Origin of the sequence: Geotalea uraniireducens, from assembly GCF_027943965.1 — a bacterium.
Classification (GTDB): Bacteria; Desulfobacterota; Desulfuromonadia; order Geobacterales; family Geobacteraceae; genus Geobacter; species Geobacter uraniireducens.
On record NZ_AP027151.1, the window covers coordinates 3,729,517 to 3,745,089 of the forward strand.

At 63.9% G+C, this 15,573-nt stretch carries 14 protein-coding genes; 2 read left to right on the forward strand and 12 right to left on the reverse strand.

All coding sequences use genetic code 11. From position 1 onward, the window contains the following. Positions 1-7 precede the first annotated feature (7 nt). The 4 genes from QMN23_RS17445 to QMN23_RS17460 form a co-directional block, all read right to left on the reverse strand. Positions 8-1,684, reverse strand: a complete 1,677-nt coding sequence (locus QMN23_RS17445) for a ribonuclease J (RefSeq protein WP_282003939.1) — start codon at positions 1,682-1,684, stop codon at positions 8-10. Positions 1,685-1,752: 68 nt separating this feature from the next. After that, entirely contained in the window at positions 1,753-2,160 is a 408-nt protein-coding gene (locus tag QMN23_RS17450) for a tetratricopeptide repeat protein (protein ID WP_282000603.1), read from the reverse strand. Between the two features lie 2 nt (positions 2,161-2,162). Continuing rightward, entirely contained in the window at positions 2,163-2,342 is a 180-nt protein-coding gene (locus QMN23_RS17455; protein WP_282000604.1) for a hypothetical protein, read from the reverse strand. A gap of 1 nt (position 2,343) precedes the next feature. Further along, positions 2,344-3,045 carry a lysophospholipid acyltransferase family protein gene (locus QMN23_RS17460; RefSeq protein WP_282000605.1) on the reverse strand — a complete coding sequence of 234 codons (702 nt, stop codon included), beginning with the start codon at positions 3,043-3,045 and terminating at the stop codon, positions 2,344-2,346. Between the two features lie 141 nt (positions 3,046-3,186). On the opposite strand from QMN23_RS17460, the gene QMN23_RS17465 reads away from it, so the two are divergent. Further along, a complete protein-coding gene (locus QMN23_RS17465; protein ID WP_282000606.1) occupies positions 3,187-3,633 on the forward strand; it encodes a single-stranded DNA-binding protein in 447 nt (148 codons plus the stop codon). Positions 3,634-3,821: 188 nt separating this feature from the next. Here the strand turns inward: QMN23_RS17465 and QMN23_RS17470 are convergent, their stop codons facing one another. The 5 genes from QMN23_RS17470 to QMN23_RS17490 all read right to left on the reverse strand — a co-directional run bounded on the left by QMN23_RS17470 (position 3,822) and on the right by QMN23_RS17490 (position 9,069). Continuing rightward, the gene (locus tag QMN23_RS17470; RefSeq protein ID WP_282000607.1) at positions 3,822-4,721 is read right to left on the reverse strand and encodes an efflux RND transporter periplasmic adaptor subunit; all 900 of its coding nucleotides are present in this window, start codon (positions 4,719-4,721) and stop codon (positions 3,822-3,824) included. Between the two features lie 128 nt (positions 4,722-4,849). Continuing rightward, on the reverse strand, positions 4,850-5,050 hold the full coding sequence (locus tag QMN23_RS17475) for a DUF1656 domain-containing protein (RefSeq protein ID WP_282000608.1): 201 nt from the start codon (positions 5,048-5,050) through the stop codon (positions 4,850-4,852). Beyond that, complete coding sequence (locus QMN23_RS17480; RefSeq protein ID WP_282000609.1) at positions 5,040-7,211, reverse strand: FUSC family protein; 2,172 nt, start codon at positions 7,209-7,211, stop codon at positions 5,040-5,042. Before QMN23_RS17480 ends, QMN23_RS17475 begins: the two co-directional genes overlap by 11 nt. Continuing rightward, the gene (locus QMN23_RS17485; protein WP_282000610.1) at positions 7,208-8,659 is read right to left on the reverse strand and encodes an efflux transporter outer membrane subunit; all 1,452 of its coding nucleotides are present in this window, start codon (positions 8,657-8,659) and stop codon (positions 7,208-7,210) included. The genes QMN23_RS17480 and QMN23_RS17485 overlap by 4 nt, the downstream gene beginning before the upstream one ends. A gap of 131 nt (positions 8,660-8,790) precedes the next feature. Beyond that, on the reverse strand, positions 8,791-9,069 hold the full coding sequence (locus tag QMN23_RS17490) for a hypothetical protein (protein WP_282000611.1): 279 nt from the start codon (positions 9,067-9,069) through the stop codon (positions 8,791-8,793). Between the two features lie 253 nt (positions 9,070-9,322). On the opposite strand from QMN23_RS17490, the gene QMN23_RS17495 reads away from it, so the two are divergent. Further along, entirely contained in the window at positions 9,323-10,864 is a 1,542-nt protein-coding gene (locus tag QMN23_RS17495; protein ID WP_282000612.1) for a sigma 54-interacting transcriptional regulator, read from the forward strand. An 81-nt stretch (positions 10,865-10,945) separates the two neighbouring features. Here the strand turns inward: QMN23_RS17495 and QMN23_RS17500 are convergent, their stop codons facing one another. Genes QMN23_RS17500 through QMN23_RS17510 form a run of 3 tightly spaced genes read right to left on the reverse strand, consistent with a single transcriptional unit; the run spans position 10,946 to position 15,452 of the window. Then, entirely contained in the window at positions 10,946-11,998 is a 1,053-nt protein-coding gene (locus QMN23_RS17500; RefSeq protein WP_282000613.1) for a prolipoprotein diacylglyceryl transferase family protein, read from the reverse strand. 11 nt (positions 11,999-12,009) lie between these two features. Next, complete coding sequence (locus QMN23_RS17505; RefSeq protein WP_282000614.1) at positions 12,010-13,011, reverse strand: phosphatidylserine decarboxylase; 1,002 nt, start codon at positions 13,009-13,011, stop codon at positions 12,010-12,012. An 11-nt stretch (positions 13,012-13,022) separates the two neighbouring features. Beyond that, the gene (locus tag QMN23_RS17510; protein ID WP_282000615.1) at positions 13,023-15,452 is read right to left on the reverse strand and encodes a hypothetical protein; all 2,430 of its coding nucleotides are present in this window, start codon (positions 15,450-15,452) and stop codon (positions 13,023-13,025) included. Between the last annotated feature and the right edge of the window lie 121 nt (positions 15,453-15,573).

Sequence of the window (15,573 nt, forward strand, 5' to 3'; positions counted from 1 at the left end):
ATGGTTGTCACATCTCGAGAATCAGCGGCAGAATCACCGGCCGCCGCTCGATGGTCTTGTTGAAAAAGCGCCGCAGTACCCGGCGCACTTCCAGCTTCACCTCGCCCCAGTCGCCGAGAGTCTCGCTACTCAGCCCCGCCAGGGTATCGAGGACGATCTTTTTGGTTTCGTCGAGAAACTCCTGGCTCTCGTCTTCGAAGACGAAGCCGCGGGAGACGATATCGGGACCGTAGACGATCTCGCCGCTGGTCCGGCTGATGACGATGATCACCACCACCATCCCGTCCTCGGAGAGATGCTTGCGGTCCTTGAGCACCACCGCCCCCACATCGCCGATCCCCTTGCCGTCGATGAACACCCGGCCGGTTTCGACGGTCTCGCGGATCGCCGCCCGCTCGTCGCGGAAGGAGATGACGTCGCCATTGACCGCCACGAAGCAGCGCTCCTCCGGCACCCCGACCAGCTGGGCCAGGCGGGCGTGCTTGACCAAGTGGCGGTATTCGCCGTGGACCGGGATGAAGAAGCGGGGACGAACCAGGTTGAGCATCAGCTTCAGCTCCTCCTGGGAGGCGTGCCCCGAGACGTGCACCTCGGAGACCTTCTCGTGGAAGACCTCGGCGCCCCGCCGGTAAAGGTGGTTGATCAGGTCCGAGATGGTCTTCTCGTTCCCCGGGATGAAGCGGGAGGAGAGGATCACCGTATCCCCCCGCTCCAGCTTGATCTGCTTGTGATCGTCCATGGCGATCCGCGCCAGGGCGCTCATCGGCTCCCCCTGGGAACCGGTGGTGATCATGCAGACCTGCTCCCGGGGGAGGCGGGGAAGTTCCCGCAATTCGACCAGCACGTCATCCGGAATCCGCAGGTGGCCGAGCTGGCGAGCGATCTGCACGTTGGCCACCATCGACCGACCGTTGAGCAGCACCTTGCGGCCGACACGGATCGCCGCGTCCACCGCCTGCTGCACCCGGTGGATGTTGCTGGAGAAAGCGGCGACGATGATCCGCCCCGGGCAGTGGGGGAAAATCTCGTCGAACGCCTCGCCGACCACCCGCTCGGAAAGGGTGTACCCTTCGCGTTCAACGTTGGTCGAGTCGGCCAGGAGCGCCAGCACCCCGCCGGCGCCGTAGCGGGCAAAACTGGCCAGGTCGGTCAGTTCGCCATCCACCGGCGTCTGGTCGATCTTGAAATCGCCGGTATGGATCACCACCCCCTCGGGGGTACGGATCGCCAGGGCGCAGCCGTCGACGATCGAATGGGAGACGCGGAGGAATTCCACCTGGAAGTCACCGACGGTGACCGTCTCCCGCGGCTTGACCACCTCCATGTCGACCAGCCCGTCCAGGTCGAACTCCTTCAGCTTTTCACGGACGAAACCGAGGGTCAGCGCGGTACCGTAAAGGGGGGGGGAGAGTTCCTGGAGGACGAACGGCAGGGCGCCGATGTGGTCCTCATGGCCGTGGGTGAGGAAGATCCCCCGGAGCCGGTCGGCCCGTTCCCGCAGGTAGGAGATGTCCGGGATGACCAGATCGATGCCGAGCATGTGCGGTTCGGGGAACATCAGGCCGCAGTCGACGACAATGATGTCATTGCCGTGCTCGAAGACGGTCATGTTCAGCCCGATCTCGCCGAGCCCGCCGAGGGGGATGATCCGCAGTCCCGGCTGTTGAATCAGCTCTGTCTCCATACGTTTCGGCACAAACCTTTCCGCCGGCGATCAGCTCCCGGCGCCGCCGCACCGCCGGAGCAGGGCGGCTACGGCTGCCGGTACCCCTGGCGCTGCAGGATCTCGGCAATTTTTCCGTCGCAACGGGCGATCCACTCCTTACCCGGCTGGAGGAACCATCGGACGGCATAGAACGAGCTGCGCAGCGCCCGGTAGGCGATCAGCGCCCGCGCGGCGTCACCGGCCTGCTCGAAGGACTCGCCGAGCCCCCAGAGCCGCTGGGCCGACTCGTCCACCAGGGTGCTCGCCGGTGTGTACATGTGGATCGCCGCCTCGTAATCGGCGATGGCGGCCATCGCCTTGCCGGCGGACAGGTCCGCCTCGCCGCGGAGGAACAGCGTCCGCTGCCGGTACCAGCTGTCACCCCAGATCAGGGCAACGATGACGACGGCAACGACCGTCACATTGGCAATGATTGTTTTGGTCCGTTCGATCATGATCAGCCGAAAAATCCCGGGACGACGACGAGCAGCGCCCCGACCAGGGCGGCCATCGTCCCGCAGAGGACGAGCAGGGCGGCCAGGATGTCCCACGGTCGCCGCAGGCGGTGGGCGGCCGGCAGCCCCCAGATGATGGCGGCCAGGCCGCCGAGTATCAACAGTAGCGCCGCGACGCGCATCCTAGCGCTCCAATCCCGCTTCGATAGCCGCCCGCACCCGCTCGACCAAGGCACTCCCCCGCACGGCCCCCTCCCCGGCGGTTGGGATCGGCGGCGCGAAGCGGACGGAAATGGTCCCGGTGTGCAACTCCAGCTTGTTGCGCGGATTTACCTGCATGCTGCCGTTGATGGTGAACGGCACGATCGGCACCCCAGCCCGTTCCGCCAGGAGGAACCCCCCCTTTTTGAACGGCAGCAGCGCCCCGTCCGGGGTACGGGTCCCTTCGGGAAAAATCACCACGCTGGCCCCCCCCTTGATCCGCTTGGCCGCCGCATCGAGGCTGCGCAGCGCCTTGCGGCCATCGCTCCGGTCAATAGGGATATAGCCGGCGCGCATCATGGCGGCGCCGAACAGCGGCACCCGGAAGAGCTCTTCCTTGGCCAGCCAGGAAAAACGCCGGGGGATCGCCCGGGAGAGGGCGAGAATATCGAAGTTCCCCTGATGGTTCCCCATGAAGATGACCGGCTCGGTGGGCGGCACCGCGTCCCGGCCGTGGACCAGCAGCCGGGTCCGGGCCAGGCCGAGACCGCAGCTGCTCCAGAAATAGGCGCAACGGTGGGCAAACGCGCCCCCCCGGTCAAAGATGCTGCCGATAACCGCCGCACCACTGCAAAGCAAGGTGAGCGGCACAAAAAATAGAAGGAAAATCAACGCATTAACCATACAATGCTCCAGCGGTTCATCCGGGTTACCTTACTGTTTTTTCCCCCGCGAGTCAAACAAATATCGCTTGCCAGAACCGTCCTAAATCCTATACACTGCGGTGGTTTCGCACCCATTACGCCAGGAAAAAGGAGCCCCGTCATGGCCAGTCTCAATAAAGTGATGCTGATCGGCAATCTCGGCAAAGACCCCGAAGTCCGCTACACCCCGTCCGGCACCGCCGTCGCCAGCTTCCCGGTCGCCACCTCCGAGCGGTTCAAGAGCAAGAGCGGCGAGTGGGAAGAGAAGACCGAGTGGCACAACGTCGTCCTCTGGGGACGGCAGGCGGAGGTCGCCGGCGAATATCTGGCCAAGGGAAAGACCGTGTACATCGAGGGACGGTTGCAGACCCGCAAGTGGCAGGACCGGGACGGTCGTGACCGCTACACCACCGAGGTGGTCGGCGAGAAGATGCAGATGCTCGGCGCCCGCGGCGAAGGGGGCGGCGGCGGCCGGCCCGCTGGGCGCGGCGGCGCCGACGAAAGTTTTGGCCCCGGCCCGTCCTACGACGAACCGGCTTTCAATCCGGACGACGATATTCCGTTCTGACAGATTACCGTTCGGTGAATGAAACAAAGGCCGTGCAATCTGCAAAGTTGCACGGCTTTTTGTTTCATATTCTGCCAAGCGCCAATGGGAGGCACAGCGGATCGCCAATCGCTGCCGCACGTTTACCCACCCGGTTATCCTGTATTCTCGACCTGCCGGGCCGGTCTGCTCTCTACCGGGCCCGGGCGTCATCCTTTCTTGCGGGCCGCTCCTTTTCGCTTGATTGCCCCCGGCCGCACGATGACGGTGCAGGTCATGCCGGAGGAAAGCTGAACCCCCGTCGGGGCCTCATCCAACCTGACCCGGACCGGCACCCGCTGGGCCAGCCGCACCCAGTTCATCACCGGGTTCACATCCGAGAGGAGGTCGTGGCTGGGAGGATTGTCGCGGTCGGCAATGCCACGGGCGAGGCTTTCTATGTGTCCTTTCAGCACCTGCCCTCCCCCCAGCAGCCTGATGTCGACCGGATCCCCCAGGTGCAGCAGCTGCAGTTTCGTCTCTTCGAAGTAGCCATACACGGCAAACGAGTTTTTGTCGATCAGGGCAAGCTTCGCCTCGCCCACCGAGGCGAAGTCGCCACGATGCACGTTCAAGTTGGTGACATAACCATCCACCGGCGAACGGACCTCGGTCCGCCGCAAATTCAGCTTCGCCGTCTGCACCGCCACCCGCGCCTCGTCACAAGCCGCGGTCGACGACTCCACCTGCGAAAGCGAGTTTTGAAACAACTCCGCCGACACCGCAATATTTTCCAGCTGCCGGCGCCGCTCGGCCTCCTGTTGCCGCATGGCCAGCTCCGCCTGGCGCGCGGCGAGGGCTGCCTCCGCCTTTGCCAACGCCAGCTGATAACGCTCGCGGTCGATGGCAAAGAGGATATCCCCCTTTCGTACCAGCTGGTTATCCTTGACCGGCACGTCGACCACGATGCCGGCGACATCGGCAGCGATCTTGATCACATCGGCCCGCACCCGTCCGTCACGGGTCCAGGGAGAGTTCATGTAGCGGTTCCACAGCGACCTGCCGGTGACAACGGCAACGCCCAGAATGAGGAAAGTACTGACAAATCGTAACAAGTATCGATAGTTCATAAAGACCTTTCGTTAATCACGCCAACAAGAGACCGTCACGTCCAGCGCGAAGGGTTAACAATACGAGGATCTTCCGCCGCCGGGCGCAACGAACAGGAAGGGACCGCCTCCTGGTGACCGATCTGGCACTACCGCAGCACCACGAGTCCCAAGGCACCGAAGGTGCAGATGAACAGGCAGAGCCGAAACAGGGGAGGATGCCAAACATGCCGGTAGACACCCAGCCGGCCCATGATCCTGTCAAGAATCACCTGGATAACAATGCTGAGCAAAAATACCAGCAGCAGGCTCGGCACCAGCGCGTCGAGTATCGGGATCTCACGCATCATGCAAGGCTCCTCCGGCGATAGCCACTGGAGCAGCAGGAACGCCGGCAAACACTCCCTCCTCGTCGAGCAGGGCCGAGCGGATGAGGTAAAGAGATGTGCGGATGCGGGCAAGCGATGCCTTCGTATGGTCGTCATGGTGAAGGGAGGTCCCCGCTACCGTCACGAGATCAAGGCAACTCCCCACCCGCGCCAGGGCGAGATGCCAGAGCGGCGAAGCCGGCCGGCGATAGAGATCGGCCAGGGCATTGACGGCACCCTGCACGCTCGTCTCAACATCTGCCGGGGCTTCGTTATCGTCAAGGGACTGCCGGAGCTGAATCACCGCATGGCCTATTTCCAGTACCGAGAAGAACCACGCCAGCAGCAGCCGCTCCTGGGCATCGCTTCGCGGCGGTCCGGCCAGCTGCCTATGCAGCAAGTCCCTGGTTCCGCTTTCGAAGCGGTTGCGCAGACCGGCAACCGGCTGGAAACAGGCCACCTGTACCTGGCGGCGCAACTGTCTCATCAGCCGCCTTTTTCCCCAGTCGCCATGTGCCGGGACCAGCGTGGCAAAGACCACTCCCGCTACGGCAATCCCGATCAGCGTGGCAGCGCCATCGTTGACCGCCTCGATGGCATTGAAGCTCATGGGATTGGTCGGAGCGGTGATATAGGTAAAGAAGATGAGGAAGCCGGTGCCGATGCCAACCAGTCTGGGACGGGCCACTACCAGGGACCCCGCCAGCAGCAGAGGAAGCATGGCCAGGCACAGCAGCGCCACCCCGTCAAGTGAGGGGACGACAAGAAACTTGAAGATGGTCGCCACCACCAGACCACCGGTAAAGCCGGTGATCATGCGGTGCACTGCGGCAGGCGGATCGGGAGCGGCGGCGAAAAGTGCACTGACAATACCGGCATTGATGACCGCGCTGACCCCCTCCGTCCAGCCGGAGGCAATCCAGAAGACGGCGGTAACCAGAATCGCCAGGAACGCCCTCCCCCCCGAAATCAGGGCCACAACCGGGTCGGTACGGAGATCGAACCGGACAGCCTCCTGCTCGGCCGCCGCTTTATCCTCGCCGGTCAGTGCCGCGTAGCTCCTCGTGTAACCGTGCAATTCCCGCAACAACCGGATCAACAGATGCACCGCCGTCCGGAAATCCTGAAGCGAGTCGGGATTCCCCGCGGCGACAAGTTGCCGTTCCGCTTCCCGCGCGCGCCGCGACAGGAGCACGCGCAACGCGGCGACCCTTCTAGCGGTGCGGGCCGCTACCGACTCCGGCGCCTCGGCCCCCACCAGCCCGCCAAGAGATCGGTAAATGTCGGCAAGCGCTCGACCAACCGGATTATCATCCCGCGTCAGCCGTTTCATCAATTGCTGGAAGGAGTGGAAGGTGGTTGCCGCCGCCATGAACTCACTGTTAAGCTTGCGGAGCCTGTAGTTCCGTGCCCGCAACTCGGCATCCTCCAGCACTGCCGCACTCCGCAACGATTCCAGGGTAATCGCTTTGCCAACCATCGCCAGGTGCATCTTTTCCACTTCCGCCGCATTGGCCGCTCCGGAGAGTGAGGCGCGCACCAGCGAGATGAAGGTGGCATAGAGGCTTGCCACATTGCCATAGATGGCGTTCGCAAGCGGCCGGGGAAACAGCAGATCGCTGACGACGCCGGCGCAAACGATGCCGAGACAGACCTCGCTGACGCGGCCCACGGCAATGGAAAAGAATGCAGCGGGTTGCAAAGCGGAGGGGAGCCCGATTATGGCCGCGGTGTAGCCGGCAAGCACGAACCCGTAGGATCTGAAATTGCGGTGGAATGCCGCCCCGGCAGTACAGGCCCCAATCCAGAAGGCAAGCCCCAACAGGAAAAGCTCCCGCTGCTGGGCGAAAAGGCCGACCAGCACCAGGGCTGCCAGGGTGCCGACCACGGTCGCGGCGACCCGGTACAGACTTTTCGCCAGCACCATGCCGGTTTCCGGCTGCATAACCACGAAGACGGTGATCATCGCGGTGCGCGGCTGATCGAATTCGAGCAACATCGAAAGCACCATGGCCAGCAGGGCCGCCAGGCAGATCTTCAGGGAGAACAGCAGCCCCGGCGCATCACTCCTCACCCAGCCGACCAGCTCCTGACGCGAGGAGGCAAACCACCGTTTCGCGGTATCAGCAGCCGTGGCGTTCAAGGCCGCCCTCCTTCTGCCGGTGGCGATTTGAGCGGAACGCCGCCACCCAGCGCCTGCATCAGCAAGGCATAGGCATCGAGGTAGCGCGCCTCCACCTGCGTCTTGCGTTGCGCTTCGGCAAAGGTCTGATTCTGCGCGTTGAGGACATTCAGGTAATCGGTAACCCCCGCGCGGAACGCCCGGAGCGCGATATCGTAGCTGCGCCGGGCCAACCGGCATGAATTGCCCGCCTCCGCACGCTGCTTCTCCAGCGAACGGAGCGAAACCACCTCGCTGGCGACCGACTCCAGGGCGCCGATCACCGTGCTGTTGTACGATTCCACCGCCAGGTCGTAATCCGCGACCGAAACGGCCAATGCACTGCGCAGCCGCCCCCCCTGGAAGATGGGGAGGGAGAGCGCCGGGCCGAACCCCTCGATCAGGGAACTGGGCGAGAGGAACTTGCCAAAGTCAAGGGACTGCCAGCCGACGAAGGCGGAGAGATTGATGTTGGGGTAGAAAGCCGCTTTTGCCGTCTCGATCCCCTTGGTGGCCGCCTCCACGCGCCAACGCTGGGCGACCACATCCGGCCGGCGCCCCAGGAGTTCGGCGGGGAGGAGTTCCGGAAGCCGGACCGGCAACGCCACGGAAAGGGTTGGCCGCCGTATCCGGTCGCCGTCGCCCGGCCCTTTGCCCGTGAGAGCGCTCAGCTCGTTCCGGAGCAGATCGATCGCCTCAGACAGGCGTTCGATCTCCGCGCGGGCAGCAGGGAGCGGCGTTTCGGCCTGTCGCAGGTCGAGCTCAGTGCCAAGCCCCGCGGCGAGACGCTTGCGGGTGATCGACAATATCTCCTCCCGCTGGCGCAAGGTCGACCGGGCAATATCGAGCAAAGCGTACTGCAGCGACAGATTTACGTAGGTGCGCACCACCGTCGTCTCCAGGGCCAGGCGGACCTCCTGCGCCTCAGCGCTCGCCATCTGGACATAATCCAGGGCGGCGGCGAGCGAGCTGCGGTTCCGCCCCCACAAATCGAAATCGTAGCTGAGATCGAGGGTTGCCTGGTTGCTCCACGCCCAGCTGCCGGCGTAGGGTGGCGGGATGAACTGGTTTTCGCTGAACCGCTCCCGAGTGAAAGCCGCTTCCGCGCCCAGATGGGGGAGCAGGTTCGAGCGCGCACCATCGGAAAGCGCTCGAACCTTGGCGACGCGGGCCTGTGCCATGCGCATGGTGGGGTTTCCCGCCGTCGCGGCGGCCACCAGGCGGTCCAGCTGCGGGTCCGCATATCCCTGCCACCACTGCTCGGTGGGCCACGGCGCGGCCTGCTCCGCGGCCGACTGCAGTGCCCGCCCCATGTTCAGGGTACCGGGATCGATCAGCTGCGAAGCGGGAGCGATGGTGTGCGGAATACTGGCACAACCGCCGACGAAAAGGATGCATACGGTGCTGAAAGAAACGATCGTACATCTCATAGGGAGGTAAAACGGACTCCTGTGATTATGCTGGGTGATATTTTCGTGGAGACTGATACAGAAGTGGCCGGTTCAGGGAATTGCCAGTACCGGCCACTTTCTTGGTAAAAATGACGACGCCAGGCTGGGCGTCAGAATGAAGTGATCACATTCAGCAGATACTCATTGTCTTCCAGTTTCTGTTTCAGCAGCTTCAGTTCCTGGCCGGTGTAGACCGCCGGGCCCTTGCCCAGTTCGGTCTTTATCCGCGCAATCCGCTCCTGGATGGTGTCGGACCGCTGGGAAACGGGACAGTTCCCGGAGTTCAAAAGACACAGGTCCTTGCCTTGTGCGGGGACCGTATCGGCGGCAGCCGCCAGAAGCGGGGCTGCCAGGGTTAAGGTGCAAACAACCGCGATAATCCTCTTCATTGCCTTCTCCTTTGAATGTTTACCTCTGAAGCCCAGTGAGCAGGGCTTTCTTCTTCGATGAAGTACTATCAGCGCGCTACGGGTTTACATAGCCACAACCGTGCCAGGCATATTAATATTATAATTACAACTAGTTACGATTAGTGTCCCGTACATAACGCAATATGTTGCAATTTGTACCGCAATATATTGCAATTTATGCAAAAAGCGCAGTATATTGTGGTTAACATCACCACCCGTAAAGGCCAACCCCATGCTCAACAGGGACGACTTCTTTCGGGAAGTCACCATCAGGATTTGCAGCAGCCTGGATATCCGGACTGCCCTTGCCAACACCTTCGAATACCTCAGGCGCCATGTCCCGCTGGACATACTCAGCCTCACCGTCCATGACCCCGCCCTGATGGCGATCAGAAGAGTAGCCAACATTGCGGCCGATAACGTCCAACTACCGGAAGACATCATCACCATACCCAAGGGGCTCTGGAAGAAGTTGAACGATTGGCGCCCCACCGTCCCCACCATCATCAACTCCGACCGTTACGAATTCTTCCGCTTGCTGGCCCCCTTCATTCAACTTGAGGGCAATTCCAAGATCACCGTGCCGCTGCTCATCGAAGGAAAGCCCCTCGGCTCCCTAATCCTGTGCGCACAGGGCGAGGGGAAATATAACGACGCCCACCTCAAGCTGCTCGCCACGATAGCAAGCCCGTTCGCCATTGCACTGGCCAACGCCCTCTCCTACGAAAAGCTCCTGAAGTACAGCGACCGGCTGCTGGACGACAACCGGTTCCTGAACAGGGAACTGACCGCCCAGGCCGGCTGCGAGATCATCGGGGGTGACGGGGGATTGAGGCATGTGATGGAGATGGTGCGGCAGGTGGCGCCGATCAACAACACCGTGCTCCTGCTGGGCGAAACGGGCACCGGCAAGGAGATCATCGCCAACGCCATTCACGCGGCGTCGCCACGCAAGAACGGGCCGTTCATCAAGGTGAACTGCGGGGCGATTCCCGAAAGCCTGATCGACAGCGAGCTGTTCGGCCACGAGAAGGGCGCCTTTACCGGCGCCGTCGCCGAAAAACGCGGCCGTTTCGAACGCGCCGACGGCGGGAGCATTTTTCTCGATGAGATCGGGGAACTGCCGCCCCATGCCCAGGTGCGACTGTTACGCGTCCTGCAGAACCGGGAGATCGAACGGGTCGGCGGCACCCGCCCCATCCCGGTGGACATCCGGGTGATCGCGGCCACACATCGGAACCTGGAAGAGATGGTGACGGAGAACAGTTTTCGGGAAGATCTCTGGTTCCGGCTGAACGTCTTCCCCATTATGCTGCCGCCGCTCAGACAGCGAAAGGAAGACATCCCCGCCCTGACCCGCTACTTCATGCACCAGAAGAGCGCAGAGCTGAACTTAGGTGCACCACTTCCACTGGCACCCGGGGCATTGGAGCGGCTGAAAAATTATTCGTGGGCCGGCAACGTGCGTGAACTCGAAAACCTGGTGGAACGCGAGTTGATCCTCCACCGCGGGGAGAGGCTGACATTTGACTCCCTTGCCGCCGACGGCAAGATTGCGCACCCCGCACACCTGCAGAATAGCGGACGCCAGCCGGGATCACTGCGGCTCGAAGACGCGATGGCGACCCACCTGCGGTATGTACTGGAGATGACCGGCGGAAAGATTTATGGTCCCAGCGGCGCCGCCGCCCTGCTGGACATCAAGCCAAGCACCCTGCGGTGGAGACTGGCGAAGCTGGGGATAGAGCACGGCCGCCAGAAGAAGCAGGGCTAGTCACCCGTTACGAATTGCGCCCAAGCATTATAATTCCCCCACCGCGGCCGCCGGCAGAAAGGGCGCGGCTGGGCCGACCGCTCATACCCGTTCGCGGTGAACGTGGAAGGAGAGTTCGGCCCCGGTGACGGTGCTGCGGCCGGCATAGAGAAAGATCGCCAGCCAGAGCGCCTGGAGGAAGACAATCGTTGCCGGCTGCCAGAGGGCGGCAACCGCCCCGGCAAGGTCGGCGCCACGCCATGGCTGATTCCGCAGCAGGAAAGCCGCCCCCCCCGCATACACCACCCCCAGCACGCCCATGATCTGGTACGGCGACACCCGCCCTTCGCCCCGGTAATCCGCCCGGAGCATTTCGGAAAGGAACCGCCAGAGCTGGGTTACCGCTGTTGCCGTGACGAAGGCGACTCCCGTCTTCCCCGCCAGGAAAAGGGCCGTGGCGACGAGCCCGCACAGGGCATAGAGAACGGCGGTGATTGCCTGGACCGGCAACACGGCGACGCCGTCCAACCCGTGGGCGTAGGTAATTTTCTTCAGCGGCCCGGAAAAGATGAAGCCGCGGCCGGCAAAGAGACGGCGCAGCGGCGCCGGGGCATCACGCAGCGGCTTGCCGTAGCAGCAGCCGAAACTGATGCAGGCGAGGCGGCCGAGGCCTTCGCCAAAGGAGTAGGCGATGGCGATGGCGGCCAGGGTGGCCAGCGGGGGAAGGAAGAAACCATGCGCCGTCCCGGCGGTTCGATTGAGCAGCAGGATGAGCCACGGCGCGACCACGATGCCGACAAAAACCGCCCCGCCGACCGTAAAGGTGTGGGCCTTCTTTTCCACGAGCCTCGCCACCAGCCGCGAAGCGGGGACGCAGATGGCGAGCAGGGCGACGGCAAGCAGGGCAACGCCGCCGCGGGGGATGCGCAGCGCCCCGAGCAGGATGAAGAGGTGGGTAACGGCAACGACGTAGGCGTTGGCGGTAAGGAGGCCGTACCAGGTGAGGTTGACGCCGCGCCAGGCCCCCGGCGCCGACTTGCTCACCGGCACCGCCGCCAGGATCTGCCAGCGTTCGCCGGGGAGGACGGTAAAGCCCCACCAGAAATAGAGGATAAGCGCCACGGTGATGACGGCGAGGAAACCGAAGCTGGACATTTACTAAACTCCTAACCGGCGACGGCGTGGGCAAGCAGCGAGCGAACCCGGACGTCGGTCTCGACGAGCGGCTGGGCGAAACCGCGGCTGAAGCGGCTCGCGGCCGTCGGATGGGCCATGTTGCCGAGCAGGTCGGCGGCGAAACGGACCCGCCCCGCTTCGAAAATGAGTACATCGGTGCTGCTGCCGGGGCGAAACAGGCTCTTGGGCTGGCCCCGTTCGACGAACAGCCCCGGCTCGATCGGCTGCGGCGCCTCATAGCGCCGGGCGCTGTAACACTGGACGATCTCACCGATCATCAGCGCCACCACTTCCACCATCGCCACCAGGCCGACACAGCTGCCGCGGGGGACATCGGTATTGATGACGGTGACCACCCGCCTGTTCTTCGAATACGGAGTGGCGACGGTGACCACCGCCGCCGGATTGCACGAATGGCAGTCGCCGTCGATCTCGTAACAGGCAACCACTCGGCCGGAAACGGGAAGATGGTTGTAATGGTATTTGTCGGGAGTGAGGCGAAAGACGGCGAAATCCCCGCCAGCGAAGGCCCGGAGCCATTCCCGGCGGCCAGCGAGCAGTTCTTCGAAGGAGAAAAACTTCTCCTTGAGAAAGAGCTGCGAAGTCTCCGCAAACGAGCCGAGCAGCACCCGGGAGTCGGCCGGGCAGACCACGGTATCGGCGCCGGCCGGCAGGGGCCGGCATTCCCAGTAACGGATCTTCCGCTCGAACACCTTGCGCGGGGTATCGAAGCCGTCCGGGTCATCGAGGCATTCCTCCCGGTTGATGCCGCACTGGCTGATGAAATTCCGGGCCGAGCGAAGCGGCAGGTCGAAGTTGACGAACCCGAGCAGGCTCGACGCCCGGGGGCTGGTCAGGAGGCGAAAAAAGAGCGGTGCGTTTTCCCGTACCCCGGTGTACAGCAGGCGGACCATCCGGTCGCCGATCAGCTGCTCGGTACGGACCCGACCGCTCTCCCGCTCGACATACTGGTGTGGCAACGACTGGTGCATGGAGCCCTCCCCTATGGTGCCGGCTCGTCGGGCCCGGCGTCGCGATAGACGGTGAGCAGGACGAGATTGATGAGCCGGCGCAGTTCCGCCAGCGGCAGCTCTTCTCGCCGCACGCCCTCCGTCACCCGGGCAAGAAAAGCCGTCGCCGGTTCCCCCTGGAGCACGAAGCGGAGTGCCTTGCGACACGGCTCGGACACCCCGGCCGGCTCCCGGTCCAGGCGCTTTGCCTCCTCGCCGAGGAAGTGGAGCGCCTCGCCCAGGTGCCGCCGGCGAAGAGTTTCCCGGTAGTACCGTTCCGCCCCTTCGTTGAATGCCCGGGCCTCGACCGCCAGTGGCGACGAGGCATTCAGCTCGGCAAGGATGCCGCGGGTCAGCCGGCCGGCGGCGCTAAGCCGGTCCGGCTCTTCCAGTCGGGCGGCAAGCTCCCGGAGCGTCTCGCCCAGATTGAGCATTTCGCCGAGATCGGCGCCGTCTTCGGCAATGACCCGGAGAAGCGCCCGCCGGTATTCGGCCAGCGGCACCCGCAGATAGCCGGGATAGCGCCGGCTGGAACGAATCCCGCCGGTTCGTTCGAGCAGCCGGCGCAGAAAGACATTGCCGCTGTTCCGCTGCACGTAGAGGGTCGGAATACCGAGCGCCGACCCGAAAAAGAACTGCCGGCGCTCGCTCTCCACCGCCGGATCGTCGGGGATCGACTCATGGCTGACCATGCCGGCGGCCAGATACTTGAACGCCAGGGCCGTCACCAGCGTCTGCAGGTCCACCCCCCGTCCCAGGTCCCCGGCAAAGCTCTCGAACTGGCTGTAATAGCGCCCCTCGAAACCGGAAAAACCCATTTTCGCGAATTCGCGCTGTTTGTAGAGGAGATAAACCGACAGCTGCTCGTCGAAGACCCCCATCGCCGCCAGGTCCTTCCGGAGCCGGTCGGTATTGCCCGGGGCGCCGTCGAGGGCCGGGCTCCGCTCGGTGGAGAGGAGGCAGACCAGGTAGTCGATCAGCCGATAATCGGGGACGCAATCCCCGGTCAGGCCGAAGACCCCGCTCACCAGCCGGTCGAGCCAGGCCGGGCCGAAGGGGGTGATCGAATTGCCGAAGAACGACAGCTGCGCCTTCCGCCGCCAGCGGCGCCAGATCATCCGCAGATGGGTGTAGTCGAGCTCGTGGGGAAGAAAGCCGAGCGCCCGTTCGGGGTGGAAATCGGTATAGGCGAGCCGATAGGGGGCGGCGCTGTAGGTGCCGACGAACAGCGGCAGGAAGTGCTCGACGATCTTGGTGACCAGATCGCCGAGATACTTCTCGTGCCCGGCGGTAAATCCGGAGGCCGGCGCACCGAGGGCGGCGGTGAGCCGCCGGCTGCCAAGGCTGACGTGGGTGCCGTTGTTGGCGAGACTGACGCTGGAGACGCGGGGGAGGACCACCAGGTTGTTGACGATGATCCCCGCCTCGCGGAGCTTGGCCACCGCGTTGAGCTGGCTGCGGGAAAGGACCTGGTGGCAGAGTTCCATGTAGCGGTGCTTCTCCTCGCCGCGGTCCCAGCCGGAAAGGCAGGGACTCATGAACAGCTCGCGATAGAAGGCGTCGGGAATCAGGTCGTTCAGCTCCTGCTGGCGGACCGGCGGATGGGGGGCAAAATAGATCATCGCCCGCTGGCCGCTGCGCGCCAGGTCGAACTGCCGGTTGGCGTACATGACCAGCAGCTGGGTCAGGAGAAAACGGACGGCGGTCTCCCGGGCAAGCCCCCGTCCGAGGCCGGTGGCCGGGGACAGGCTGACGACGTTGAAGGAGAAGGTTTCCGGCGAGGTGTTGTCGTTCAGGTAGTGTTCGAGCAGGCGGATGCCGGTCCGACGGATAACGGGGGGGAGAATGCCGGCCGAGCCGAGGTGGTCGGCAAGGGCGAGTTTGATCAGGTAGCTGATCGGCAGGCGGAGGACCTCCTCCCCCGCCGCGGTGGTCAGCGAGAAGCGCCCGCTGTCCCGACGCCGGCCTGCCGCCGGATTCCGTTTGTCGGCCCGGAGGTCGTCGTCGAAGAGATGGCTGGCAAAGGAGGAGAGCAGCCGGCGCGGCAACCGGACCCAGCTGTTCTCCCAGACCCGGCCGGGATTGTCGGCAAGGAACCGTTCCAGGTCGCCCACCAGCCGGCGGGGCGCCTCGCCGGCGGCCGCCCGCTTCATGACGTGGGCGAAATAATTCGACTGCTCGATCACCTGCGGCAGATCGACCGCCCCCCTTTCACCCACGACCACTGCCTGGAGTTCCGTCTCGGAGCCGGCAGTCGTATCGTCGACGGCAAAGGGGAGCGACGCCGCCAGTTCCCGGGGCGACGAATACGAGACCCCGATCGCTTCGAGCGCCTGCCTGATCGATTGCCCCGCGCCCATCGGCGCGATGGCGGCTGGGGTGAATCCGGGTTCTTTGTGGATGAAAGCTTTGTGCCGCGGCAACGGCCTCTCCGGTGTTGGATGTCGCCCGCCCGGCATCACGGGCGGCACGCTGATGCGAAGGCCATTGTACGGGACGACTGTTAAACGGAGGTGCCGGTCGGGTTAAGCATTGGTCAAATCT